This window comes from Lysobacter yananisis (assembly GCF_031199375.1).
GTDB classification, from domain to species: domain Bacteria; phylum Pseudomonadota; class Gammaproteobacteria; order Xanthomonadales; family Xanthomonadaceae; genus Lysobacter; species Lysobacter yananisis.
On the sequence record NZ_CP133568.1, the window covers coordinates 1616738 to 1639546 of the forward strand.

At 67.7% G+C, this 22809-nt stretch carries 21 protein-coding genes; 15 read left to right on the plus strand and 6 right to left on the minus strand.

The features are described 5' to 3' along the window. Nucleotides 1-320: 320 nt before the first annotated feature. Complete coding sequence (gene mnmE, locus RDV84_RS06865; protein WP_309152877.1) at nt 321-1691, minus strand: tRNA uridine-5-carboxymethylaminomethyl(34) synthesis GTPase MnmE; 1371 nt, start codon at nt 1689-1691, stop codon at nt 321-323. 59 nt (nt 1692-1750) lie between these two features. Between mnmE and RDV84_RS25975 the strand changes: the two genes are divergently transcribed. Further along, entirely contained in the window at nt 1751-2005 is a 255-nt protein-coding gene (locus tag RDV84_RS25975) for a DUF6053 domain-containing protein (protein WP_425606296.1), read from the plus strand. Here the strand turns inward: RDV84_RS25975 and yidC are convergent. From yidC to rpmH, 3 genes are all read right to left on the minus strand, one after another. Then, nucleotides 1938-3668: a membrane protein insertase YidC gene (yidC, locus tag RDV84_RS06870; protein WP_309152878.1), complete on the minus strand. Its 1731-nt coding sequence runs from the start codon at nt 3666-3668 to the stop codon at nt 1938-1940. The genes RDV84_RS25975 and yidC overlap by 68 nt on opposite strands. A 15-nt stretch (nt 3669-3683) precedes the next feature. Continuing rightward, on the minus strand, nt 3684-4118 hold the full coding sequence (gene rnpA, locus RDV84_RS06875; protein WP_057949734.1) for a ribonuclease P protein component: 435 nt from the start codon (nt 4116-4118) through the stop codon (nt 3684-3686). Nucleotides 4119-4195: 77 nt separating this feature from the next. Continuing rightward, the gene (gene rpmH, locus RDV84_RS06880; RefSeq protein WP_027083663.1) at nt 4196-4336 is read right to left on the minus strand and encodes a 50S ribosomal protein L34; all 141 of its coding nucleotides are present in this window, start codon (nt 4334-4336) and stop codon (nt 4196-4198) included. 317 nt (nt 4337-4653) lie between these two features. Between rpmH and dnaA the strand changes: the two genes are divergently transcribed. The 14 genes from dnaA (at nt 4654) to RDV84_RS06950 (ending at nt 20759) form a co-directional block, all read left to right on the plus strand. Continuing rightward, nucleotides 4654-6003, plus strand: coding sequence for a chromosomal replication initiator protein DnaA (gene dnaA / locus RDV84_RS06885; RefSeq protein WP_057949733.1), 1350 nt, complete (start codon nt 4654-4656; stop codon nt 6001-6003). 750 nt (nt 6004-6753) lie between these two features. Then, nucleotides 6754-7854 carry a DNA polymerase III subunit beta gene (gene dnaN, locus RDV84_RS06890; RefSeq protein ID WP_057949732.1) on the plus strand — a complete coding sequence of 367 codons (1101 nt, stop codon included), beginning with the start codon at nt 6754-6756 and terminating at the stop codon, nt 7852-7854. Between the two features lie 359 nt (nt 7855-8213). Continuing rightward, nucleotides 8214-9299: a DNA replication/repair protein RecF gene (recF, locus tag RDV84_RS06895; RefSeq protein ID WP_309152879.1), complete on the plus strand. Its 1086-nt coding sequence runs from the start codon at nt 8214-8216 to the stop codon at nt 9297-9299. A gap of 152 nt (nt 9300-9451) precedes the next feature. Then, the gene (locus tag RDV84_RS06900) at nt 9452-10522 is read left to right on the plus strand and encodes a DUF5694 domain-containing protein (protein WP_309152880.1); all 1071 of its coding nucleotides are present in this window, start codon (nt 9452-9454) and stop codon (nt 10520-10522) included. A 148-nt stretch (nt 10523-10670) separates the two neighbouring features. Next, nucleotides 10671-13103 carry a DNA topoisomerase (ATP-hydrolyzing) subunit B gene (gene gyrB, locus RDV84_RS06905; RefSeq protein WP_309152881.1) on the plus strand — a complete coding sequence of 811 codons (2433 nt, stop codon included), beginning with the start codon at nt 10671-10673 and terminating at the stop codon, nt 13101-13103. Continuing rightward, on the plus strand, nt 13096-14109 hold the full coding sequence (locus tag RDV84_RS06910) for a CPBP family intramembrane glutamic endopeptidase (protein ID WP_309152882.1): 1014 nt from the start codon (nt 13096-13098) through the stop codon (nt 14107-14109). The genes gyrB and RDV84_RS06910 overlap by 8 nt, the downstream gene beginning before the upstream one ends. Before the next feature lie 88 nt (nt 14110-14197). Beyond that, nucleotides 14198-15001, plus strand: coding sequence for a M48 family metallopeptidase (locus RDV84_RS06915; protein ID WP_057949728.1), 804 nt, complete (start codon nt 14198-14200; stop codon nt 14999-15001). Between the two features lie 133 nt (nt 15002-15134). Next, nucleotides 15135-16352, plus strand: a complete 1218-nt coding sequence (locus RDV84_RS06920; RefSeq protein WP_057949727.1) for a tetratricopeptide repeat protein — start codon at nt 15135-15137, stop codon at nt 16350-16352. A gap of 146 nt (nt 16353-16498) precedes the next feature. Further along, the gene (locus tag RDV84_RS06925; protein WP_057949726.1) at nt 16499-17176 is read left to right on the plus strand and encodes an energy transducer TonB; all 678 of its coding nucleotides are present in this window, start codon (nt 16499-16501) and stop codon (nt 17174-17176) included. Between the two features lie 90 nt (nt 17177-17266). Continuing rightward, the gene (locus tag RDV84_RS06930) at nt 17267-18016 is read left to right on the plus strand and encodes a MotA/TolQ/ExbB proton channel family protein (RefSeq protein ID WP_057949725.1); all 750 of its coding nucleotides are present in this window, start codon (nt 17267-17269) and stop codon (nt 18014-18016) included. Nucleotides 18017-18060: 44 nt separating this feature from the next. Further along, complete coding sequence (locus tag RDV84_RS06935; protein ID WP_057949724.1) at nt 18061-18474, plus strand: ExbD/TolR family protein; 414 nt, start codon at nt 18061-18063, stop codon at nt 18472-18474. Nucleotides 18475-18489: 15 nt separating this feature from the next. Beyond that, nucleotides 18490-18906, plus strand: a complete 417-nt coding sequence (locus RDV84_RS06940; RefSeq protein ID WP_057949723.1) for an ExbD/TolR family protein — start codon at nt 18490-18492, stop codon at nt 18904-18906. Between the two features lie 409 nt (nt 18907-19315). After that, entirely contained in the window at nt 19316-19720 is a 405-nt protein-coding gene (locus RDV84_RS06945; RefSeq protein ID WP_309152883.1) for an ExbD/TolR family protein, read from the plus strand. 733 nt (nt 19721-20453) lie between these two features. Continuing rightward, nucleotides 20454-20759 (plus strand): hypothetical protein, encoded by a 306-nt coding sequence (locus RDV84_RS06950; protein WP_138885499.1) that lies wholly within the window; start codon nt 20454-20456, stop codon nt 20757-20759. A gap of 845 nt (nt 20760-21604) precedes the next feature. Here RDV84_RS06950 and RDV84_RS06955 read toward each other — a convergent pair. Together RDV84_RS06955 and RDV84_RS06960 are read right to left on the minus strand one after the other, a co-directional pair. Beyond that, nucleotides 21605-22360 carry a pyridoxine 5'-phosphate synthase gene (locus RDV84_RS06955; RefSeq protein WP_078996102.1) on the minus strand — a complete coding sequence of 252 codons (756 nt, stop codon included), beginning with the start codon at nt 22358-22360 and terminating at the stop codon, nt 21605-21607. A 104-nt stretch (nt 22361-22464) separates the two neighbouring features. Further along, entirely contained in the window at nt 22465-22725 is a 261-nt protein-coding gene (locus RDV84_RS06960) for a hypothetical protein (RefSeq protein WP_057949720.1), read from the minus strand. Nucleotides 22726-22809 lie beyond the last annotated feature (84 nt).

Here is a 22809-nt window from a genome sequence, read left to right on the forward strand (position 1 = left end):
CGGCTTCAACGCAGCGACTGTAGGAGCGACGCGAGTCGCGACCACGACATCGCGCTTACGACGCCACTGCAACAACGCGGTCGCGGCTCGCGCCGCTCCTACAGGTAGGTCGCCGAGACCATCGCGGTCTTGGAACTCGGATCGTAGCGTTCGTCTATCCACAGCTCTGCGCGGCTTCAACTTAGCGACTGTAGGAGCGACGCAAGTCGCGACCGCGACACCACGCTTACGACGCCACTGCAACGAGAACTTCGCCGCTAGCAGCGCTCCTGTAGGCAGATCGCTAAAAACGCCCGCTATCGAAGAACACGCGGCCCACCTCACTTGCCGATACAGAAGCTGGAGAAGATGTGCCCCAACAGATCGTCCGCACGCACCCGTCCGGTGATCTCGCCCAGCGCATCGTGCGCCTGTCGTAAGGACTCCGCGGCAAGATCGAGCATCTCGTGGTCCAGCTGCACCCGCGCCTCGTCCAGTTCCGCACCGGCGCGTATCAGCGCATCGACATGCCGCGCCCGCGCGGTGAACGCGCCTTCCATCGCTTCGCCCGCGTCGCCCTGCGCCAGCGCGCGCAAACGCGCGTGCAGCGCGTCGAGTCCCGCGCCGGTCTGCGCCGACACGAACACGCGATCCTCGCCGCCCACATCGGCCGGGCCCGGCGAGTCGTAGTCCGATTCGAGCAGGTCGATCTTGTTGTAGACGAACAGGCGCGCCGGCACCGGCGCGATCGCGTCGGCGACCGCGGCCAGGCCGCCGTGCGGGTCGCGCGCGTCGAGTACGACGATGGCGAGGTCGGCGCGGTCGAGTTCGCTGCGCGCGCGGCGCATGCCTTCGCGTTCGATCGCGTCGCCGCCGTCGCGCAGGCCGGCGGTGTCGACCAGAGTCAGTTCGACGCCGTCGAGCTTGATGGTTTCGTGCAGCAGGTCGCGGGTGGTGCCGGCGATGTCGGTGACGATCGCGCGTTCGCTGCCGGCCAGCGCGTTCAACAGCGAACTCTTGCCGGCATTCGGCGGGCCGACGATCACCGCATGCAGGCCGTCGCGCAGGCGCCGGCCGCGTTCGGCCGCGGCGAGCAATTCGTCCAGCGCCGTGGCGGCCGCGTCCAGGCGCTGGCGCAGCGCGCCGCCGCCGAGCGTGTCGATGGGTTCGTCGGCGAAGTCGATCGCCGCTTCCACGTGCACGCGCACCGCCAGCAGATCGCCGGCGAGCGCTTCGACCCGGCGCGAAAATTCGCCGTCGAGCGCGCGCCGCGCGGCGCGGGCGGCGCGCGCGTCGGCGGCGGCGATCAGGTCGGCGACGGCCTCGGCCTGGGCGAGATCGAGCCGGCCTTCGAGAAAAGCGCGTTCGCTGAACTCGCCCGGCCGCGCGCGGCGCGCGCCGAGCGCGCAGGCGCGCGCGAGCAGTTCTTCCAGCAAGGCGGGGCCGCCGTGCGCCTGCAATTCGGCGACGTCCTCGCCGGTGTAGCTGGCCGGCGCGGCGAAGTAGAGCGCGATGCCGTCGTCGAGGGTGTCGCCGGCGGCGTCGGTGAAGCGCACGTAGTGCGCGTGGCGCGGCTGCAGCGTGCGGCCGCTCATGGTTTCGGCGATCGCGCGCGCGTTCGCGCCGGACAGGCGCACGATGCCGACGCCGCCGGCGCCGGGCGCGGTGGCGATGGCGGCGATGGTGTCGCGGGCGAAGGCGGGGGCGGTCATGGGCGAATGATAGTGGCTGGCCCGGGTTGGGGATAACTCGCGTATCGGCGCGGGCTGTTGTGGGAGGGGCTTCAGCCCCGACGCCTTCGGCTCAGGTCGCGGCGATCTGGAACAAAGGCGTCGCGGCTGAAGTCCCTCCCACACGAGGCTGGCCGTCCTTGCGGCGCAGCCCGCGACTTATCCCCAAGAACGCAAAAGCCCGCCTTGCGGCGGGCTTCGCGGAACCGATCCGGCCAGGCCGAACGGTTACTTGTCCTTGTCCTTGCCGCCAGCGCCGCCGGTCGCGTTCTCCTCGGCGTAGCGCTTGGTGGTGATCCACTGCTGCAGCAAGCCCAGGCCGCCGTTGGCGACTTGGTACAGCACCAGGCCGGCCGGCAGGAACGCCAGGATCACGCCGAACACCAGCGGCATGAACTGCATCATCTTCTGCTGGGTCGGGTCCATGCCGGTCATCGGGGTCAGCTTCTGCGTCGCCCACATGATCGCGATGTTGAACAGCGGCAGCACGAAGAACGGATCGCGCGAGGTCAGGTCGTGGATCCACAGCGTCCACGGCGCGTGGCGCAGCTCGACCGACTCGGCCAGCATCCAGTACAGCGTCATGAAGATGATGATGCTCGGCAACACCGGCAGACAGCCGCCGACCGGGTTGATCTTCTCCTTCTTGTACAGCTCCATCAGCGCCATCTGGAACTTCTGCTTGTCGTCGCCGTAGCGCTCCTTGAGCTGGGCGACGCGCGGCTGGAACTTGCGCATCTTCGCCTGCGACTTGTACTGCGCCGCCGACAGCGGATACAGCGCCAGCTTCAGCAGCACCACCAAGCCGATGATCGCCCAGCCCCAGTTGCCGAACAGGCCGTGCAGCTTATCGAGCAGCCAGAACAGGCCGTTGGCGAGGGTGGCGAAGATCGAGTAGCTGCTGAAGTCGACCGCGCGGTCCAGGCCCTGCACGCCCTGCGCTTCGATCGCCTTGACCAGCTTCGGGCCGACCCACAGCCGCGCTTCGGTGCTGACCTTCTGGCCGGGCGCCACGGTGAAGCCCGGGCCGACGTCGCGGATGACGTACTGCGGCGCGCCGCCGGCGTTGAGCTGGTCGAGTTGGAACTGGCCCTGGTCCTTGTCGCCCGGAATCCAGGCGGCGAAGAAGTGATGCTGCAGCATCGCGATCCAGCCGCCGGTGACCTGCTTGTTGAGGTTGCCGTCGGCGGCGAACTTGTCGTACTTGCGCTTCTCGTACTTGTCGGTCGGGCTGTACCACGCCGCGCCCTGGAAGCTGTACTGCTCCGGGCTGAAGGGCCCCTTGCGCGCCAGTTCGCGCGGCACGCGGCTGAGCTGGCGGTAGATGTAGCCCTGCCACGGCGCGGCGCTGGCGTTGGCGACCTCGTCGCGGACCTTGATGACGTAGTCGCCGCGGCGGAAGGTGTAGGTGCGGGTGATGGTGACGCCGTCGGCGCCGGTCCACACGAACGGCACCGCGATTTCCTTGGCGCCGTCGCCGAGTTTGAGCTCGCGCGAATCGCCGGCGTAGCGGAAGCCGGCGTCGTGGGTCGGGGCGATCTTGGCCTGGTTGACCCAGCCGCTCTGTGCGACGAAGTACAGGGTCGAGTCGTGGGCCAGCAGCCGCATCGGCGGGCTGTTGGGCTCGGTGCCGACCGGGTAGCGCAGCAGGTCGGCCTCGCTGATCTCGCCGCCGTTGAGGATCACCTTGAACACGTCGGTGCTGACCACCACCGGCGCGTCGCTCGGCGCGGCCGCGGCGACGCCGGGCGAAGCGGCGGGCGCGGACGGGGCGGCGGTCGGCGCGGCGGGCACGCCCGGCGTGGCGCTCAGGCCGGCGACGCTGGGCACGCTGCTGGCCGGCGCGACCGCGCTCGGCGGCGCGACCGGCGGCGCCGACTTCTCCTTGCCCCACTCCATCCACAGCAGGGTCGCCACCATCAGCCAGGCGAGGATCAGGAAAGCACGGGTCTGGTTCATGGGCAGCAGGCGGGCTCAGCCGGGACCGGGGTCCGGCGTGGGGTGAGAAGGGGAAGCGGCCGGCATTGTGCCGGGGGCCGCAGTCTCGGGCAATGCGAGCGCGCTCCGGGCGCCGGCGCGCTTGAGCAGACTGTGGAACGCGGCGCGGAGTTCCTCGCCGGACAGCTTGGACGCGCCGGGACGCGCGACCAGCACATAGTCGCCCGGCGCCAGTTCGGCGCGCAGGTGGCGAAAGGCGTCGCGGAAAACCCGCTTGATGCGGTTGCGGCCGACCGCGTTGGGATCGACCTTGCGCGAGACCGCCAGTCCCAGCCGCGCCGGGACGTCCGCATCGGCCTGGAAATGCAGCGCAAGCACGGGCAGCGCCACGCGCCGTCCATGCTTGAAGATGCGGTCGAAATCGGAACGCGCGCGTACCCGCGCGGTGCGCGGGAAGCGGGACGAATTCATTGCAGGCGGGCGGCCGCGCGGTGCGGGATCATCCGGGCCGGAGCCGGGAACGATCGCGACGCAGCGGCCGGCGACGCTTAGGCGGTCAGGCGCTTGCGGCCCTTGGCGCGACGACGGGCGAGGATCTTGCGGCCGTCGGCGGTCGCCATGCGGGCACGGAAACCGTGGTCGCGCTTGCGCTTGAGGTTGCTGGGCTGGTAGGTGCGCTTGGTGGCCATGACAGGCTCGCAAAGGTAACGACGAAAGTGGACCGCCGATTCTAGCGGCGCACCCAAGTCAGGGTCAAGCCTTTGTTCCGCTTGGCATTGCCGATCCGCGACGCGCGCCGCCAAAGCGGCAGGGGACAGCCTGTGCACGAGCTGTGCATGAACCTGTGGATTAGTCCTGTTCCGAGCCCGGTCGCGGTGGTAGTCTGACCGACCCCCCGGCTTCCTGCGTCGCGATGTCCGCATCGTGCGTTGGGCCGCTTTCGTCCGTCGCCGGCCGATCCGCCGCCGCGGCCGACCGCATCACGCATAAAGAAGACACGCTACAGATGGAAGCCTGGCCCCGCTGCCTCGAACGCCTCGAAGCCGAATTCCCGGTCGAGGACGTGCATACCTGGTTGAAGCCGCTGCAGGCCACGCAGCGCGACAGCAAGACCGTGCTCTACGCGCCCAATGCGTTCGTGGTCGAACACGTGCGCGAACGTTACCTCGCGCGCATCCGCGAACTGCTGTCGTACTTCGCCGGCAGCGAGGACGTGAGCCTGGAAGTGGGTTCGCTGCCGCGTTCGCCGGCGAGCACCCAGCCGCTGCCGCTGGAAACCACCAGTGTCGTGCGCCAGGCGCCGGCCGCGGTGGCCGCGCCGGTCGAGCCGTTCCAGGGCAACCTCGATACCCATTACACCTTCGACAACTTCGTCGAAGGCCGCAGCAACCAGCTCGGCCGCGCCGCCGCGTGGCAGGCCGCGCAGAAGCCGGGCGAGCGTGCGCACAACCCGCTGCTGCTGTACGGGGGCACCGGCCTGGGCAAGACCCATCTGATGTTCGCCGCCGGCAACGCCATGCGCGACGCCAATCCGGCGATGCGGGTGATGTACCTGCGTTCGGAGCAGTTCTTCAGCGCGATGATGAAGGCGCTGCAGGACAAGACCATGGATGCGTTCAAGCGCCAGTTCCAGCGCGTCGACGCGCTGCTGATCGACGACATCCAGTTCTTCGCCGGCAAGGACCGCACCCAGGAAGAGTTCTTCCATACCTTCAATGCGCTGTTCGACGGCAAGCAGCAGATCATCCTGACCTGCGACCGCTACCCGCGCGAGGTCGAGGGCCTGGAGCCGCGGCTGAAGTCGCGCCTGGCCTGGGGCCTGTCGGTGGCGATCGAGCCGCCGGACTTCGAGACCCGCGCCCAGATCGTGATCTCCAAGGCCAAGGAGCGCGGCGCCGCGATCCCCGAGGAAGTCGCCTTCCTGCTGGCCAAGAAGATGCGTTCGAACGTGCGCGACCTGGAAGGCGCGCTCAACACCCTGACCGCGCGCGCCAACTTCACCGGCCGCGCGATCACCGCCGAGTTCGCCCAGGAAACCCTGCGCGACCTGCTGCGCGCCCAGCAGCAGGCGATCGGCATCCCCAACATCCAAAAGACCGTGGCAGACTACTACGGCCTCCAGATCAAGGACTTGTTGTCCAAGCGGCGTACGCGTTCGCTCGCCCGTCCGCGCCAGGTGGCCATGGCGCTGACCAAGGAGCTGACCGAACACTCGCTGCCGGAGATCGGCGACGCGTTCGCCGGTCGCGACCACACGACCGTCCTGCATGCCTGCCGTCAGATCCGCACCCTGATGGAAACCGACGGCAAGCTGCGGGAAGACTGGGACAAGCTGATCCGCAAGCTCAGCGAGTGATCCGCAGCGCCCGTTGCGCGGGCGCCGGCCTCGGCCTGGGATGCGCGGCAGCGCCGACGGCGCGATCCCGACATCGCGCTGGCGGCCGCGTCGCGCCGCCCACGCCCAGCCGGCACCGCATTCCGGCCCCCCGGGCCGGCGAACCGGCCGCGCGATCCTCGCCAGGCGAACGGGCCAGCGGCTCGTTCGCGTAGGGCGGCTCCTGCCGGCATCCACGACGACGAGCGCAACGCAGCCGCACGGCCCTCCGGTCGCCGCGCTGCCGTCCGCGCTCATCCGTAGAGATCGCAGGACCGCGGCTGCAGGGCCGGGCGGGTGTTTCGTCGTTGGCGGTATCGCAGGTTCCGGCTGCGGCCGGCGGTCGCGAAAGCGCATGCAACAGGCGCGGGCGCTCGGCGATCCGGTCGGTCCAGGTCGGGCCCGGCGACTGGGGTCCGAAAAGGACACCGCGCCGCCGGTGGACACAAGGTAGTCGCTAAGTAGCTGATACGAAAGGCATAAGTTCGGGGATTAGATTCGTACAAGCTGTGGATAAAGTTCAGGCCGCGCTGCCGCGCCGATGTTATCCACAGGTTCTACCTGCCCTCCAGGGCCAGTTCTACCCGCGTTTGAAGTAGCTAAAAACACTTGTAAATCATAGGTTTAAGTCGGTTCTTAACCGTTTTTCGCCGCTCCACCGCCACTAAGCTTTTGATTTATACATCTCTTTTGTAATTGGGCTTGCGCCCACCGACCGGCCAAGGGGTCCGCATGCGTTTCAGCCTGCAACGCGAAGTTTTTCTCAAGCCGTTGGCCCAAGTGGTCAATGTCGTCGAACGCCGGCAGACGTTGCCGGTCCTCGCCAACCTGTTGGTGCAGGTCAAGGACGGCCAGCTCTCGCTGACCGGTACCGACCTGGAAGTCGAGATGATTTCGCGCGTCAACGTCGACGATGCGAAGGACGGCGAGACCACGATTCCGGCGCGCAAGCTGTTCGAAATCGTTCGCGCCCTGCCCGACGGCAGCAAGGTCACCGTGAGCCAGACGGCCGAGAAGATCACCGTCCAGGCCGGACGTTCGCGCTTCACCCTGTCCAGCCTGCCGGCCAACGACTTCCCGTCGATCGACGAAGTCGAGGCCACCGAGCGCGTGCGCGTGCCGGAAGCCGCGCTGAAGGAACTGATCGAACGCACCGCGTTCGCAATGGCCCAGCAGGACGTGCGCTATTACCTCAACGGCCTGTTGTTCGATCTGCGCGAAACCAGCCTGCGCTGCGTGGCCACCGACGGTCATCGCCTGGCCCTGTGCGAGGCCGCGTACGAAGGCGGCGCCCAGACCAAGCGCCAGATCATCGTTCCGCGCAAGGGCGTGCAGGAACTGCAGCGCTTGCTGGAAGGCGGCGATCGCGAAGTCGAGCTGGAGATGGGCCGCGGCCACATCCGCATCAAGCGCGACGATGTGACCTTCACCAGCAAGCTGATCGACGGCCGCTTCCCGGACTACGAAGCGGTGATCCCGATCGGCGCCGACCGCGAAGTGCGGATCGAGCGCGAGATCCTGCGCGCCTCGCTGCAGCGCGCGGCGATCCTGTCGAACGAGAAGTACCGCGGCGTGCGCATCGAGGTCTCGCCGGGCCAGCTCAAGATCAGCGCGCACAACCCGGAACAGGAAGAAGCGCAGGAAGAAGTCGAAGCCGACACCAAGGTCGACGACCTGGCCGTGGGCTTCAACGTCAACTACCTGCTCGACGCCCTGACCGCGCTGCGCGACGAGCACGTGGTCCTGGCGCTGCGCGACGCTAACTCGTCGGCGCTGGTGCGCGAGGCCTCGAACGAGCGTTGCCGCCACGTGGTGATGCCGCTGCGGCTCTGATCCACGCCGGTTCGATTCGGTTCCACGTGGAACAAACACACGCCCGGCTTCTGCCGGGCGTGTTCGTTTTTGCGGCCGAAGCGGGCTTTCAGGCTTCGGCAATGCTTGCAGAGCCCGTTGTCGGTGCAGCGGGAGCCGCGATAGTTCGAACAGCTTGGCTTCCACGCGCTTACGGAAGTTGTTGATTTTCAATCGGTAAAGCCCGGAGCCGGCGGGTTTTCGGCTTGGGGCGGTCCGCTTTCGTCCACCGCTTCGGGTGTCGCGGCTCGCGCCGCTCCTACAGGGAGCCCATGCGACGACATCGGCCGTTCGCCCCGCTCCGTCTGCCTCGCACCCACCCAATCTGCGATCATTTCCCGATGCACGTCACCCGCCTGGACGCCCGCGGCCTGCGCCGCTTCGCCGACGTAAGCCTGCTGCCGGCGCCCGGGATCAACCTGATCACGGGCGAGAACGGCGCGGGCAAGACCAGCCTGCTCGAAGCTCTGCACTTGATGGCCTACGGCCGCAGTTTTCGAGGCCGGGTCCGCGATGGCCTGATCCGCTCGGGCGATCCGGCCCTGGAGGTGTTCGTCGAATGGCAGGAACTGCGCCGCGACCAACGCCGCAAGGCCGGACTGCGGCACAGCGGCCAGGATTGGGTCGGCCGGCTCGATGGCGCCTCGGTGTCGCAGCTCGGCGAGTTGTGCGCGGCGCTGGCGGTGGTCAGTTTCGAGCCGGGCAGCCATTCCCTGATCACCGGGCCCGGCGAAATCCGCCGGCGCTACCTCGACTGGGGCTTGTTCCACGTGGAACACGACTTCACTCCGCTGTGGCGCCGCTATACCCGGGCGCTCAAGCAGCGCAATGCCCTGCTGAAGGTGCGGGCCCGCGACGGCCAGCTCGATGCCTGGGATCGCGAGCTGTCCGAGGCCGGCGAACCCCTGAGCCGGCGCCGCCAGCAGTATCTGGACGAACTGCAGCCGCGGTTCGCCGCGCTCGCCGCCGAACTGGCGCCCGGCCTGGGTTCGATCCGTCTGGACTACGTCCCAGGCTGGCGCCGCGAGGAGTTCCCGCTGGCCGACGCCCTGCTTTTGGCCCGCGAACGCGACCAGCAACAAGGCTTTACCTCGGTCGGCCCGCACCGCGCCGACTGGCGCATCGGCTACGGCGCGATCCCGGGCCGGGAAGCCCTGTCGCGCGGCCAGGCCAAGCTGGTCGCGTTGGTCGCGCTGCTGGCCCAGGCCGAGCAGCACGCGCAGGTGCAAGGCGAATGGCCGGTCATCGCCCTGGACGATCTGGCGTCCGAGCTGGATCGCCGCCATCAACGCCGGGTGCTGGAGCGCCTTATCGCCAGCCGGGCCCAGGTTTTCATCACCGGTACCGAAGCACCGCCGGCCTTGGCTGAGATGGACGTCGAGATCGCTCGGTTCCACGTGGAACATGGAAATCTGAAACCGGAATGATCCACGGCCGGTGTGGAACCGAATCCAAGCCCGTGAAACGCCGGGTGTGCTCCACGCAAGCGATGTTCCACGTGGAACAGGCACCACGTCGCGTGTAAACCAAACGCGTCCAGACCGCATCCCCTGGAGACGAACCACACCAGGGGAACCGCTTGAGAGCCATCGTTTGCGCCATGTTCGGCCTGTACCTCGCCGCCCAGGCCGCGCCCGCCCTCGCCCAGGTCGATCTCGACGCGCTGAGTCGCGGCAGCGCCGGCCCGCGCACCCAGGTCGCCGTGCTCGCCACGACCCACCTCAGCGGCCTGCCCGAGGACTACGACCTCAAGGCCCTGGAACCCGTGTTGGAACGGCTGGCGGCGTTCAAGCCCGACGTGATCGCGATCGAGGCGGTCTCCGGCGAAGGCTGCGATCACCTGACCCGTTACCGCGAGCTGTTCGATGGCGCCGCCGAGAGCTACTGCGCCGACACCGAGCCCGCGCGCAAGGCCACCGGCCTGGACGTCCACGCCGCCGTGGTCAAGGCGCGCAAGCGTTATGCCGACTGGCCGGCGCGGCCGACCCCGGCCCAGCGCCGCTCACTGGCCAGCGTGCTGTTGGCGGCCAACGACCGCGCCTCGGCCCTGGCTCAGTGGCTGCAGCTGCCGACGGCCGAGCGTCGCGCCGGCGACGGCCTGGACCCGGCCCTGGTGGCGCAGCTGCAGCGGCTGGAAACCCACGGACGCAACGAGAACTACCGCATCGGCGCCGTCCTGGCCGCGCGCCTGGGGCTGCAGCGGGTCCATTCCGTCGACGACCACAGCGCCGACCGCATCACCGGCGACGCCGGCACGGGCTACGAAGCGGCGATCAAGGCGGTCTGGGCGGGCTACGACAACCCCTACACCGCGCGCGAAAAGGCGTTCATCGATCGCGGCGACCTGATCGGCCTGTATCGGCTGATGAACACCCCGCAAGCGCAGCAGGCCGCGATCGCCGCGGACTTCGGCGCCGCCCTGCGCGAAGCCTCGCCCGAGCGCTACGGCCGCCAGTACGTGGCCTGGTGGGAGACCCGCAACCTGCGCATGGCCGCCAACCTGCGCGAGGCCTTCGGCAACCGCCCGGGCGCGCGCGTGCTCGACATCGTCGGCGCCTCGCACAAGGCCTACCTCGACGCCTACCTGCGGCAGATGCACGACGTGGACGTGGTCGACGTCGGGGCGCTGTTGGCGCCTGGGACGCGCTGAGAGGCCGCCGCCGCACGCGCGGCTGGGGACCCAGAGGGGGAGGGGCGCGAAGTGCTATAATTCCGCTCTGGAACCCAATAGCTAATGTCTGGCCGGGCGCCGTACTTCCGACCCGGCCACGCCAGCCTTTGCAGCCGACCCGAAGCGAATGACCGACGATACCGTTCCGACTCCGCCCACGACCAACTACGACTCCAGCAAGATCACCGTGCTGCGCGGCCTGGAGGCCGTGCGCAAGCGGCCCGGCATGTACATCGGCGACGTGCACGACGGCACCGGCCTGCATCACATGGTGTTCGAAGTCGTCGACAACGCGATCGACGAAGCGCTCGCCGGCCACGCCGACGATGTCGTCGTCACCCTGCTCACCGACGGCTCGGTGTCGGTCTACGACAACGGCCGCGGCATTCCGGTGGACATCCACAAGGAAGAAGGCGTGTCGGCGGCCGAGGTGATCCTCACCGTGCTGCACGCCGGCGGCAAGTTCGACGACAACAGCTACAAAGTCTCCGGCGGCCTGCACGGCGTCGGCGTGTCGGTGGTCAACGCGCTGTCCTCGCACCTGTGGCTGGACATCTGGCGCGACGGCCACCACCACCAGCAGGAATACGCGCTGGGCGAGCCGGTGTATCCGCTCAAGCAGCTCGACGCCTCCGACAAGCGCGGCACCCTGCTGCGCTTCCTGCCGGCGGCGGAGATCTTTACCGACATCGAGTTCCACTACGACATCCTCGCCCGCCGCCTGCGCGAGCTGTCGTTCCTCAACTCCGGCGTCAAGATCACCCTGATCGACGAACGCGGCGAAGGCCGCCGCGACGTGTTCCAGTACGAGGGCGGCATCCGCTCGTTCGTCGAGCACCTCGCGCAGGTCAAGACGCCGCTGCATCCGCACGTGATCTCGGTGTCGGGCGAGCAGAACGGCATCACCGTGGAAGTGGCGTTGCAGTGGACCGACGCCTACCAGGAAACGATGTTCTGCTTCACCAACAACATCCCGCAGAAGGACGGCGGCACCCACCTGATCGGTTTCCGCGCCGCGCTGACGCGCACGCTGACCAACTACATCGAGCAGAGCGGCATCGCCAAGCAGGCGAAGATCTCGCTGTCTGGCGACGACATGCGCGAAGGCATGATCGCGGTGCTGTCGGTGAAGGTGCCCGATCCGAGCTTCTCCTCGCAGACCAAGGAAAAGCTGGTCAGCTCGGAAGTGCGCCCGGTGGTGGAAAGCACCTTCGGCGCGCGCCTGGAAGAGTTCCTGCAGGAACACCCGAACGAAGCGCGCGCGATCACCGGCAAGATCATCGACGCCGCGCGCGCGCGCGAAGCCGCGCGCAAGGCGCGCGACCTGACCCGCCGCAAGGGCGCGCTCGATATCGCCGGCCTGCCCGGCAAGCTCGCCGACTGCCAGGAAAAAGACCCGGCGCTGAGCGAACTGTTCATCGTCGAGGGCGACTCCGCGGGCGGCTCGGCCAAGCAGGGCCGCAACCGCAAGACCCAGGCGATCCTGCCGCTGAAGGGCAAGATCCTCAACGTCGAGCGCGCGCGTTTCGACCGCATGCTCGGCAGCGCCGAAGTCGGCACGCTGATCACCGCGCTGGGCACCGGCATCGGCAAGGACGAGTACAACCCGGACAAGCTGCGCTACCACCGCATCATCCTGATGACCGACGCCGACGTCGACGGCTCGCACATCCGCACCTTGCTGCTGACGTTCTTCTACCGGCAGATGCCGGAGCTGATCGAGCGCGGCCACATCTACATCGGCCTGCCGCCGCTGTACAAGATCAAGCAGGGCAAGAACGAGATCTACCTCAAGGACGACGCGGCGCTCGACGCCTACCTCGCCGGCAACGCAGTCGAGGGCGCTGGCCTGATTCCGGCCGACGGCGAACCGCCGATCGAAGGCACGGCGCTGGAGAAGCTGCTGCTGGCCTACGCGCAAGCGAAGGACACCATCGCCCGCAGCGCGCATCGCTACGATCCGAACGTGCTCTCGGCGCTGATCGATTTCACCCGCCTCGACAGCGAGCACCTGCTCAACCAGACGCCGGACTTCGCCGCGCTGGAAGCGCGCCTCAACGAGTCCGGCCTGGGCCGCCCGCGCTACTCGCTGACCCTGCACCGGGCCAACGAAACGCGTCAGGCCGCGCTGCTGGTCAAGCGCGTCCACATGGGCCAGGAGCTCACCCAGGTGCTGCCGCTGGCGTCGTTCGACAGCGGCGAGCTGCGCGCGCTGCGCGAAGCCGCGGCGCTGCTGCACGGGTTGGTGCGCGACGGCGCGCAGATCGTGCGCGGCAACCGCGCGCAGGCCGTGTCCAGCTTCGGCCAGGCGCAGGCCTGGCTGATGGAGGAAGCCAAGAAGGGCCGCCAGATCCAGCGCTTCAAGGGCCTGGGCGAGATGAATCCCGAGCAGCTGTGGGACACCACGGTCAATCCGGAAACCCGCCGCCTGCTGCAGGTGCGGATCGAGGACGCGGTCGCCGCCGACCAGATCTTCAGCACCCTGATGGGCGACGTGGTCGAACCGCGCCGCGAGTTCATCGAGGACAACGCGCTCAAGGTCGCCAACCTCGATGTCTGAGCCCGGGCCGGACGCCCCGAGCGACGGTCCGGCTGCCGCCGCCGTCGCCGCGGGCGAGCCGCCCGAGGAGCCCGATTCCGCCGGCGCGGGCCTGCCCGCGTCCGGTCTGACTGCCACCGCGGACTCCGACGCCGTGGCGTCGGGTTCCGCGCAGGCCGGTTCGAAGCAGGTCCCTTCCAGCGACATTGCTTCCAACCACGCCGATCCCGCGCCCGGTTCCACTGAACCGCCGCCGCCCGCGAACGCCGCATTCGCGCATCGCGCCGCGCCGCCCGCCCCGCTGGCGCCGTTGCTCGGCGCCTTCGCCATCGACCTGCTGTTGGCACTGGCCCTGCTCGCCGGGCTGAGCGTGCTGGGCACCCTCGGCTGGGGATTCGCGCAGGGCCTGCGCGGTCTTGATGGCGCGCAGGCCGCGCCCGGGCTGACCGCGACGATGCTGATCGCGCTCTCGGCGACGGCGATTTCGGCCCTGGCGGTCTACTACTTTCGTCGAAATGCGAACGCGGTCGAGCGGGCCGCCTCGTGGCGGGCGCTGTGGCGGCCATCGAGCTGGGGTTGGATCGCAATAGCGCCGATCGTGCTCGTAACGTGCTCGACGTTGATCGTTGCGGCAGCGCAGGCGCAGGGTCTGGACGTAACCCCGACCAACCAGATCCTGGGCCCGGCCATCCGCGCCCAGCCGGCGCTGTGGCTGACCTTCGCCGTGCTGATCGCTCCGGCCTACGAGGAACTGCTGTTCCGGCGGGTGCTGTTCGGACGGCTGTGGGCGGCGGGACGGCCCTGGCTCGGCCTGGTCCTGAGCTCGGTCGCCTTCGCCCTGGTCCACGAACCGCCCGGCCTGGGCGCCGGCCGCGGCGCCGGGGTGCTGGTGTTGTGGACGGTCTACACCCTGATGGGCGCGGTTTTTGCCTGGATCTACCGCCGCAGCGGCAGCCTGTGGGTGCCCTATCTGGCCCACGCCGGCAACAACCTGCTGGCCACCTTGCCACTGCTCGCGGCCGGCTGAGCGCGGCCGGCCCGCCGCCGTCGCGGCCATTGACGGGCCGTTAATCCGCGCAGGGCTACAAACGGCCATCGCTTCGGGGAAAACCGGTATGAAACGCATCCTGCTCGGGCTGACGATCGCCGCTGCGGTCGCCGCCTGCGCCACCACTACCTCGCCGACCGGCCGCACCCAGCGGGTCGGCGCGGTCTCGCAGGCGCAGCTCGACCAGATGGGCGAACAGGCCTTCGCCGAGACCAAGAAGAAAGAGCGCATCAGCACCGACGCGCGCCAGAACGCCTACGTGCGCTGCGTGGTGAGCTCGATCACCCGCGAACTGCCGCCGGGTTGGCAGGCCAATTGGGAAGTGGCCGTGTTCGTGGATAGTTCCCCCAACGCCTTTGCCCTTCCTGGCGGAAAGGTTGGCGTAAACACGGGAATTTTCACCGTCGCCAAGAACCAGGACCAGCTCGCGGCGGTGATCTCGCACGAGATCGGCCACGTGGTCTCGCGCCACCACGACGAACGCATCACCCGCCAGATGGGCAGCCAGACCGCGCTCAACATCCTCGGCAGCCTGCTCGGCGCGCGTTACGGCGAAGGCGCCGCCAGCGCCACCAGCCAGCTCGGCGGCGCGGCCCTGCAGACCGCGTTCCTGCTGCCCGGCTCGCGCACCCAGGAGAGCGAGGCGGACGTGGTGGGTCAACGACTTATGGCACAGGCGGGCTACGACCCGCGGCAGGCGGTGAATCTATGGGAAAACATGATCTCGGCCAGCAGCTCGCGGCCGCCGCAGTGGCTGTCGACCCACCCCGACCCGCAGGCCCGCATCCACGAACTCAACGCCCGCGCCGGCGCCCTGATCCCGGTCTACGAACAGGCGCGCGCGGCCGGCCGTACGCCCAGGTGTGGATGATGACGGGGTGAAAAAGGCGGGCCGAACCCGTATCGCGCAGCCCCGAATTTCTGTTAGGTTGGCGGCCCCTTGGCCTTGCGCCGGTCCGCCGCGAGGCCCCGTCTGCGGCCGCTGAACCCTTCAAGGTGAGTCCATGAGCAAGCAACCCACCCGACGCAGCACCACCCTGCTCGCCGCCGCCATCGGTGCGGTGCTGGCGTTCGGTGCCGTCACCCAGGTCAATGCCCAGAGCGCCTCCGAGCGCAGCGCCCAGCGCCGCGCGGCCAAGGAAAGCGGCGGCAAGGCCAAGCCGGCCGAGAACCAGTACCCGAACGCGACCCGCACCTCGCCGGAAGCCAAGGCCTCGTCCAAGGGCGGCGCCAAGCTGCAGAAGATGATGGACGCGTACGACAAGGAGAAGTTCCCGGAGGCCCGCGCCCAGGCCGACGCGATCATCGCCGACACCGGTCTCAACGCCTACGAACGCTCCTTCGCCGCGCAGATCGGCTTCCAGGTGGCCTACGACGCCGACGACAACAAGGCGGCGATGGACTACCTGAAGAAGGCCATCGAGACCAACGGCCTCGACAACAACAGCCACTTCGACCGCATGTTCGTGCTGGCCCAGCTGCAGCTGCAGGAAGACCAGTACGCCGAGTCGCTGGCGACCATGGACCGTTTCCTCAACGAGTCCAAGAGCACCAAGCCCGAGCACCTGATCGTCAAGGGCAACGCGCTGTACCGCCTGGAGCGCTACGCCGACGCGTCCAAGGTCATCAAGCAGGCCGTCGACGGCAGCCCGGAAGCGAAGCCGGAATGGCTGCAGCTGCTGATGGCGACCTACGTCGAGAACAACCAGGGCGCCGAAGCGGCCAAGATCGCCGAGCAGATCGCCGCCAAGAACCCGAACGACAAGCGCGCGCAGATGAACGTCGCCGCGGTCTATTCGCAGTCGGACATGCTCGACAAGGCCGCGACCGTGCTCGAGAAGATGCGCGCCGCCGGCCAGTTCACCGAAGACAAGGACTACCGCCAGCTCTACTCCACCTACCTGAATCTCGACGGTAAGGAGAAGGAAGCGGCGAACGTCATCAACGAGGGCCTGGAGAAAGGCGTCCTCAAGCCGGATTACCAGGCCTACGTGGCCCTGGCCCAGTCCTATTACTTCTCCGAGCAAGCCAATAAGTCGATCGACGCATACAAGAAAGCGGCTCCGCTCGCGCCCGACGGTGAGACGTACCTGAATCTCGCCCGCGTGCTGTGGCAGGAAGACCGCATTCCCGAGGCAAAGGAAGCCGCCAAGCAGGCGATCGCGAAGGGCGTGAAAAAGCCCGACGACGCCAAAAAGATTCTCGCGCTGAAAGGCAAGTAATTTCAGCGTGCAGGCCCATCCGCGCTTGTAAACCTGTGACGCGGTTTGGTATATGCTAGGAGGTTCCCGCGACTGGAAACGGTTGCAGGAACCGAACGATGGCCCGAGGCGCCCAGGCGTCCGGTAACACCTCCCGAGCTGACGGCATGACGCAAGACCTCGAACTCCAAGTTAGGAAAGATGACGACCGCGAAGGTTTGAACTGGGCACGTATTGCCGGTATCACCTGCGCGATCGCCGTGCATGCTGCGGCGTTGCTGTTGTTGCTGGCCCCGATGACTCCGCCTGCCCAGCAGCAGGACAAGGAGGAGGTGACGATGGTGAACATCATCAAGCCGCCGCCGCCGCCGCCCCCGCCGCCGCCCCCGCCGCCGGAGCCGCCGAAGGAGATCAAGCAGCCTCCGAAGGAACTGTCGCCGCCGCGTCCGACCCCGACGCCGCCGCCGCCGGAACAGCCGCCGATCGAGAACCTCGATCCGAGCCCGGTCGATCCGCCGGCTCCGCCGCCGGCGCCGCCCGCGCCGCCGACGGCCGCCAGCGACATCGGTTCCAGCGTGGACCCGTCCTCGCGCCGCCTGAACCCGCCGAAGTACCCGCCGACCGAAGCCCGCCAGGGCGTAGGCGGTACCGTAGTCCTCGTGATCAGCATCGACGGCCAGGGCAACGTGCTGGACGTGCAGGTCGAAAAGTCCAGCCGTAATCGCAATCTGGACCGCGCGGCCATGGATGCCGCACGCAAGTGGCGCTTCAACCCCGAGATGAAAAACGGTCAGCCGGTCGCCAGCCGCGTCCGCGTCCCCGTCGATTTCGTCCCGCCGAACTGATCGGGTTCGGCTGGATCGCTAGTTGCTAGTTGTGCCGTTCGTTCCGCGTAAAACCTTTCTTCCTTTCCACGACATTCAAAGGTAAGCGTCATGCTGCAGCAAACCACCACCGCCGCCGCCGGAGGCTCCAACGCTGAAGCGCTCCAGCAGATGAGCTTCTCGCATCTGTTGCAGAACTTCGACCTCGTCGGCTGGATCGTGTTCATCACGCTCACGCTGATGTCGGTTCTGTCGGTCTATTGGATCGTCATCAACTTCGTCAAGAACCTGCGCCTGCGCGGTTCCTCCGACCGCGTCGTCAGCACCTTCTGGGAAACCCCGAACGCGCAGGACGCGATCCGCTACATGGAAGAGCAGCCGCGCAGCGAGCCGTTCTCCAAGATCGCCCTGGACGCCGCCCAGGCCGCCGCTCACCACCAGCGCCACGAAGGTTCGCGCCTGGTCGAGTCGCTGAACCGTTCCGAGTTCGTCGATCGCGCCCTGCGTCAGGCCGTGACCCGCGAAAGCTCGCGCCTGGAAGCCGGCCTGACCGTGCTCGCCACCGTCGGTTCGACCGCTCCGTTCGTCGGTCTGCTCGGCACCGTGTGGGGCATCTACCACGCCCTGCTGCGCCTGGGCGCCTCGGGCGAATCGTCGATCCAGGCCGTCGCCGGCCCGGTGGGCGAGGCGCTGATCATGACCGCGATCGGTCTGTTCGTCGCGATCCCGGCCGTGCTCGCGTACAACTTCTTCGTGCGTCTGAACCGCGTGACGAACAACAAGTTCGACACCTTCGCGCACGATCTGCACGACTTCTTCGCCACCGGCTCGCGCGTCGGCGAAGTGTCGAACAAGCGCTAATCCGCAACACGTCTCCCCTTTAGCGTAGCTCCTGGAGTTCGGACATGGCCTTTAGTTCAGGCGACACCGGCGGCCCGATGGCCACAATCAACGTCACGCCCCTCGTGGACGTGATGCTGGTGCTGCTGATCATCTTCATGATCACGGCGCCGTTGATGACGCATAAGGTCGAAATCAAGCTGCCCGAGGCCACGCTGAAGAAGGTCGAGGAAGCGCCGAAGACGCCGCCGATCACGCTGTCGATTCAAGAAGACGGACACATCTACTGGAACGACGAGCCGATCACCGCCGACCAGCTCGAGAGCCGTCTTTCGGTCGAAGCGCAGAAAACCCCGCAGCCGTCGATCAACGTCCGCGGGGACCGCACCACCAAGTACCGCACGATCAACAACGTGGTGACCATCGCGCAGAAGCAAGGCATGCGTAAGGTCGGCTTCGTCGCGATCAAAGAACGCTAATCGGAGACTGGAAACATGGCTTTCAGCAACAACTCCTCCGATAGCGGCGCGATTTCGGACATCAACGTCACGCCCCTCGTGGACGTGCTGCTGGTGCTGCTGATCATCTTCATGGTCACGGCGCCGACGGTGTCCTATCCGATCGACGTCAACTTGCCGCAGCCGACGCTCAACCCGCCGCCGCAGACCTCCGAACCGCCGCCGCCGATCGCCTTGCGCATCGACGCGACCGGCCAGGTGTTCTGGAACAACAACCCCACGCCGCTCACGGCGATCCCGGGGCTGATGAACGAAACGGTGCAGCGCGATCCCACCAACCAACCTCTGCTAGAAATCGACACCAACGACGACGCCGAATACGGCGTCCTCGCCAAGGTGCTGGCTTACGCCAAAAACGCAGACATGAAAAAGATCGGTTTCGTCCAGAAGTAATCCGTTCGGAACCGACGCTTACCGTCGTGAAACGCCGCCCGTCTGGGCGGCGTTTTTTTTTCTGCATCGGCCGGGGTGGAAAGCCGCCGCAGGTTTGTGGATAAGCCGGGTCCGGGAGCGGTCGCGGATAAACGTGAAACCTATTGCCGAGCAGGCTGAGCCGGCCGGGCTGGGGATAAGCTGCGGTATGTGGATAAGTCGGAAACGGATGGATGGCCCGCAGCCATGAAGCGACCCCGTTCGCGCTGATGGCCAACCAGCGCGGCCCGGGTCGGGGATAACTCCGCCGTCTGTGGATAAACCTCGTCGGCGCGGTTCTGCCGCCCTGCCCTCGCCTCGTGCTTGCGCACCGCCCGGCGCCGGGCCTAACGTGGAGCCGGGTATCCCGCCCCAAGGATGGAGGTAGCTCATGGCCGTTACCGCGTATTCCCCCGCCGGTCGCTTCGGCAACGACACCGTGGCCGAAATCAACGTGACCCCGCTCGTCGACGTCATGCTGGTGTTGCTGATCATCTTCATGGTGACCGCGCCGGCGGTGACCGGGCAGCTCAAGCTCAGCCTGCCGGTGCCCACCCCGGCTCCCGAACGGACGTCGCCGAAAGCCGAGTTGAACGTGCAGCAGGACGGCAGCTTCGTCCTGGACGGACGCGCGCTGACCCGGGCGCAGTTGTCCACAGCGCTGACCGCCCTCGCCGTGGAGAACCCCGAAACGGTGTTGACCGTGGATGCCAACGCCGATGCCGACTACCAGGCCTTCGCCCAGGCGCTGGCGGCGGCCGACGAGGCCGGGATCCGTAATCTTTCGACCAAGTAGTCGCCCACTTGCGCGGCGCCGAGCGCGCGCTGCGTCGGCGTTAGGGAAAACGGCTGCCGAAAGGCGGCCGTTTTCTTTTGTCGACGTTACGGTTTATCCACAGCGAAGGAGCGGATGCCGAGCGCTTGCAGCGGGCATTGGATCGGCGCCGCGTCGCTGGAATTGTCCACAGTCGATATCCACAGCCCTCGCGGTGCGGCATCGAGTGTGCGCCTGCGAGATTTATGCACAGCGCGGAATGCTCGCACGGACGCGTGTATCCACCGTCGCGCATCGAGCGATATGCGATCCGCGCGTCGAAGATGCGCATGCGCTAAGGCGGCTCGCATCGCGAGGCGCTCTTATCCACATGCTTGGCGGCGGCATGGGCGCGGCAGCGACATGCACGAACGCTCCACCACGCGCTTCGGTTCGCCACTCAAACGGCAAAGAATCCGCATGGAGTCGTTGTAGGAGCGGCGCAAGCCGCGACCACGAACCGCGACCGACGACGCAAGCTGCGCAATCGCACGGTCGTGGCACACATGGCGCCTGAAGGGATAACGCGCAGCAACAGCGCTCCTCGCGCGATGCCCGCCGTCGCCGCTACCGCCGCAAACCGGTTTTCCACAAGCACGATGTGTCGCGCGACACGCTCGCAATGGATTTGTCATGGAGAAAGACCTGCGACCGGGCATGCCAGACGCTCTGAACTGCCACCGACAGTTGTCCACAGCGCCGACCGAGCATCGCCGTGGAAAACCTCGAATCGGCGACAAGATCGGCATCGTTGAAGATCGGCGCCAACGTCGGGGCTCACGCCCGATGTGCGCGGATGGAAACGCGGCGAACGGCGATCCGGGCCAGTGCCGCCGCAGCGACAGAGGCGAGTTGTCCACACATGGACGTATGGCGTCGCGGCTTCGATCTCATCGATCTGTCGATGGCGCGCATCCCCGCGCGCAACCCACGCAGTTGTCCACATCGATCCAAGCGTGCGGATAGGCCAGAGAAATGCCTGGAATTAAGCATTTTCATGAACGGCCTGGAAAACTTATGACAAGAGTTGTCCACAAGACGCCGCGAACCCGGACGCCTGTGTACGAAGCGCGCCGGGCTGCGACGTGAGCGGCGTATCGCAACACGCAGGCGACACTTGTCCGAATCTGGCGTGACCGCGATGGCCCCGGCTCTCGCTCGAGGGTGCGCGGCGATGTCGGGCGCGGTTGTCCACAGGGATCTGCACGACTGCATCGCCGTGTGACTGACATGGGGGACTTCGCTATGCCGCCGCGTGTCGCAGGCGTTCGCGCAGTAGGTGCGGCAGGCCGATGGCCGCGCGAAACATCGCTGCGGTTGCTCGGTTGGAGACGTGCTTGTCCACAGGTCGCTTGACCGGGCTTGCGACGGCGCGCAGACGCGCAATCTTCATCGACGCCCGCGACGAGAGCCGCCGCTTATCCACAAGCACCGGACGCCTATCGGCAACATCGCAGCCATCGCGTGCGACGCACGTGCGCTCCAAACTTGTCCACAAGGCGAGATTCGCCGAAGCGATTCGCGTCGCCCGAGCGCGAAGGATTCGGACTGACTCCCGCCGAGGACGGTGGCTGAGATTGCGATTTCCCGAGCGTGTATCGGCCTCGCCGTCCGCGAACGCTGCGCTCTATCGGGCTTGTCCACAGGCCGCGCAAGCGAACGGCCCAGGTTTCTGTCGCGACCTCGGACCGGATCCGAAGCTATCCACAGACCGCACGTCGCCGATCCGAACCACCGCGGACACCAATTGCCGCGACGAAAAACAATGTCGCGCCGAAGCGTCGCACGCTTATCCACACGCGCTCGCGAACAACACAACAGGAAACCGACAGGGCGATCGCCGAACCTCGCCCCGATGCGAATCGCTCAGCGAGCGCCGGCGATCACCGCCAGGTAGCCGCGCACGGTCGCGTCCAGGCCGTCGTACAAGGCCTCGCCGATCAGCGCGTGGCCGATCGACACCTCCAGCACGTCCGGCACCGCGCGCAGGAATGCGCCGAGGTTGGCCTGGCTGAGGTCGTGGCCGGCGTTCACCCCGAGGCCGGCGGCCTGGGCGCGGCGCGCCGCGTCGGCGAAGGCGGCCAGCGCCGCGCCGGCATCGCCGGCGGCGAAGGCTTCGGCATACGGGCCTGTGTACAACTCGACCCGCTGCGCGCCGAGTTCGGCCGCGCGTTCGATGCCGTCGCGGTCGGCGTCGGCGAACACGCTGATGCGGCAGCCCAGTTCGCGCAGTTCGGCGATGCGCGGGCGCAACGCGTCGGCGTCGCGCTGGAAGTCGAAGCCGTGGTCGGAGGTGAGCTGGTCGTCGCCGTCGGGCACCAGGGTGGCCTGGGCCGGGCGCGTTTGCCGGCACAGTTCGAGCATGCCGGGATAGCCCGCGCGCGGCGGCGCGAACGGATTGCCTTCGATGTTGAATTCGACGCCGCGCGCATGGGCCAGTTCGGCCAGCGCGTACACGTCGTAGTCGCGGATGTGGCGCGCGTCGGGACGCGGGTGCACGGTGATGCCGTGGGCGCCGGCGTCCAGGCAGGCGCGCGCGGCGCGGACCACATCGGGCTCGGCGCCGCCGCGCGAGTTGCGCAGCACGGCGATCTTGTTGACGTTGACGCTCAGGACGGTCATGGCCAAAGCCTAGCGCGCGCCGCGGAGCGCGGCGAGTACGCAATCTGGCCGCCGTCGGCGCGGGCCGGCGCGGCGCGTGGAAGAGGAACCGGCCGCGGCGCGGCTCAGCGCGCCGGCGGCTCGGACTGGCTGGCGGCGAGCTTGCGCGCCTCGGCCTGCTCGCGCAGGCGGCGCAGTTCGGCCGGGTCGACCATCGAGGACACGTCGCGGCTGCTGTTGTCCAGGCGCCGCGCCAGCAGGCCCATGACCCCGACGATCAACAGCCCCAGCGCGGCCATCAGGCCGATCGCCATCAGCCCGGGCGACGTGGTCTTGAGCGCCAGCCCGAAGGCGGCGATGGCCAGCAACAGATAAACCCAAGGCATTACGGCGTGCTCCCTGACGAAATCGGCGTTCCCCTGTCCGGGCCGGTCGCTGGCTCGCGTCCGGCCGGGGCCTCGGACGGGCCC

What these genes read in the sequence shown, in the direction of transcription:
- RDV84_RS06915 (WP_057949728.1), top strand. Translation starts at nt 14,198, where the DNA reads ATGAAACGCATCCTGCTCGGGCTGACGATCGCCGCTGCGGTCGCCGCC.
- rpmH (WP_027083663.1), bottom strand. Translation starts at nt 4,336, where the DNA reads ATGGCCACCAAGCGCACCTACCAGCCCAGCAACCTCAAGCGCAAGCGC.
- RDV84_RS06960 (WP_057949720.1), bottom strand. Translation starts at nt 22,725, where the DNA reads ATGCCTTGGGTTTATCTGTTGCTGGCCATCGCCGCCTTCGGGCTGGCG.
- dnaN (WP_057949732.1), top strand. Translation starts at nt 6,754, where the DNA reads ATGCGTTTCAGCCTGCAACGCGAAGTTTTTCTCAAGCCGTTGGCCCAA.
- RDV84_RS06925 (WP_057949726.1), top strand. Translation starts at nt 16,499, where the DNA reads ATGACGCAAGACCTCGAACTCCAAGTTAGGAAAGATGACGACCGCGAA.
- RDV84_RS06945 (WP_309152883.1), top strand. Translation starts at nt 19,316, where the DNA reads ATGGCCGTTACCGCGTATTCCCCCGCCGGTCGCTTCGGCAACGACACC.
- recF (WP_309152879.1), top strand. Translation starts at nt 8,214, where the DNA reads ATGCACGTCACCCGCCTGGACGCCCGCGGCCTGCGCCGCTTCGCCGAC.
- yidC (WP_309152878.1), bottom strand. Translation starts at nt 3,668, where the DNA reads ATGAACCAGACCCGTGCTTTCCTGATCCTCGCCTGGCTGATGGTGGCG.
- rnpA (WP_057949734.1), bottom strand. Translation starts at nt 4,118, where the DNA reads ATGAATTCGTCCCGCTTCCCGCGCACCGCGCGGGTACGCGCGCGTTCC.
- RDV84_RS06930 (WP_057949725.1), top strand. Translation starts at nt 17,267, where the DNA reads ATGCTGCAGCAAACCACCACCGCCGCCGCCGGAGGCTCCAACGCTGAA.
- RDV84_RS06940 (WP_057949723.1), top strand. Translation starts at nt 18,490, where the DNA reads ATGGCTTTCAGCAACAACTCCTCCGATAGCGGCGCGATTTCGGACATC.
- dnaA (WP_057949733.1), top strand. Translation starts at nt 4,654, where the DNA reads ATGGAAGCCTGGCCCCGCTGCCTCGAACGCCTCGAAGCCGAATTCCCG.
- gyrB (WP_309152881.1), top strand. Translation starts at nt 10,671, where the DNA reads ATGACCGACGATACCGTTCCGACTCCGCCCACGACCAACTACGACTCC.
- mnmE (WP_309152877.1), bottom strand. Translation starts at nt 1,691, where the DNA reads ATGACCGCCCCCGCCTTCGCCCGCGACACCATCGCCGCCATCGCCACC.
- RDV84_RS06920 (WP_057949727.1), top strand. Translation starts at nt 15,135, where the DNA reads ATGAGCAAGCAACCCACCCGACGCAGCACCACCCTGCTCGCCGCCGCC.
- RDV84_RS06910 (WP_309152882.1), top strand. Translation starts at nt 13,096, where the DNA reads ATGTCTGAGCCCGGGCCGGACGCCCCGAGCGACGGTCCGGCTGCCGCC.
- RDV84_RS06935 (WP_057949724.1), top strand. Translation starts at nt 18,061, where the DNA reads ATGGCCTTTAGTTCAGGCGACACCGGCGGCCCGATGGCCACAATCAAC.
- RDV84_RS06955 (WP_078996102.1), bottom strand. Translation starts at nt 22,360, where the DNA reads ATGACCGTCCTGAGCGTCAACGTCAACAAGATCGCCGTGCTGCGCAAC.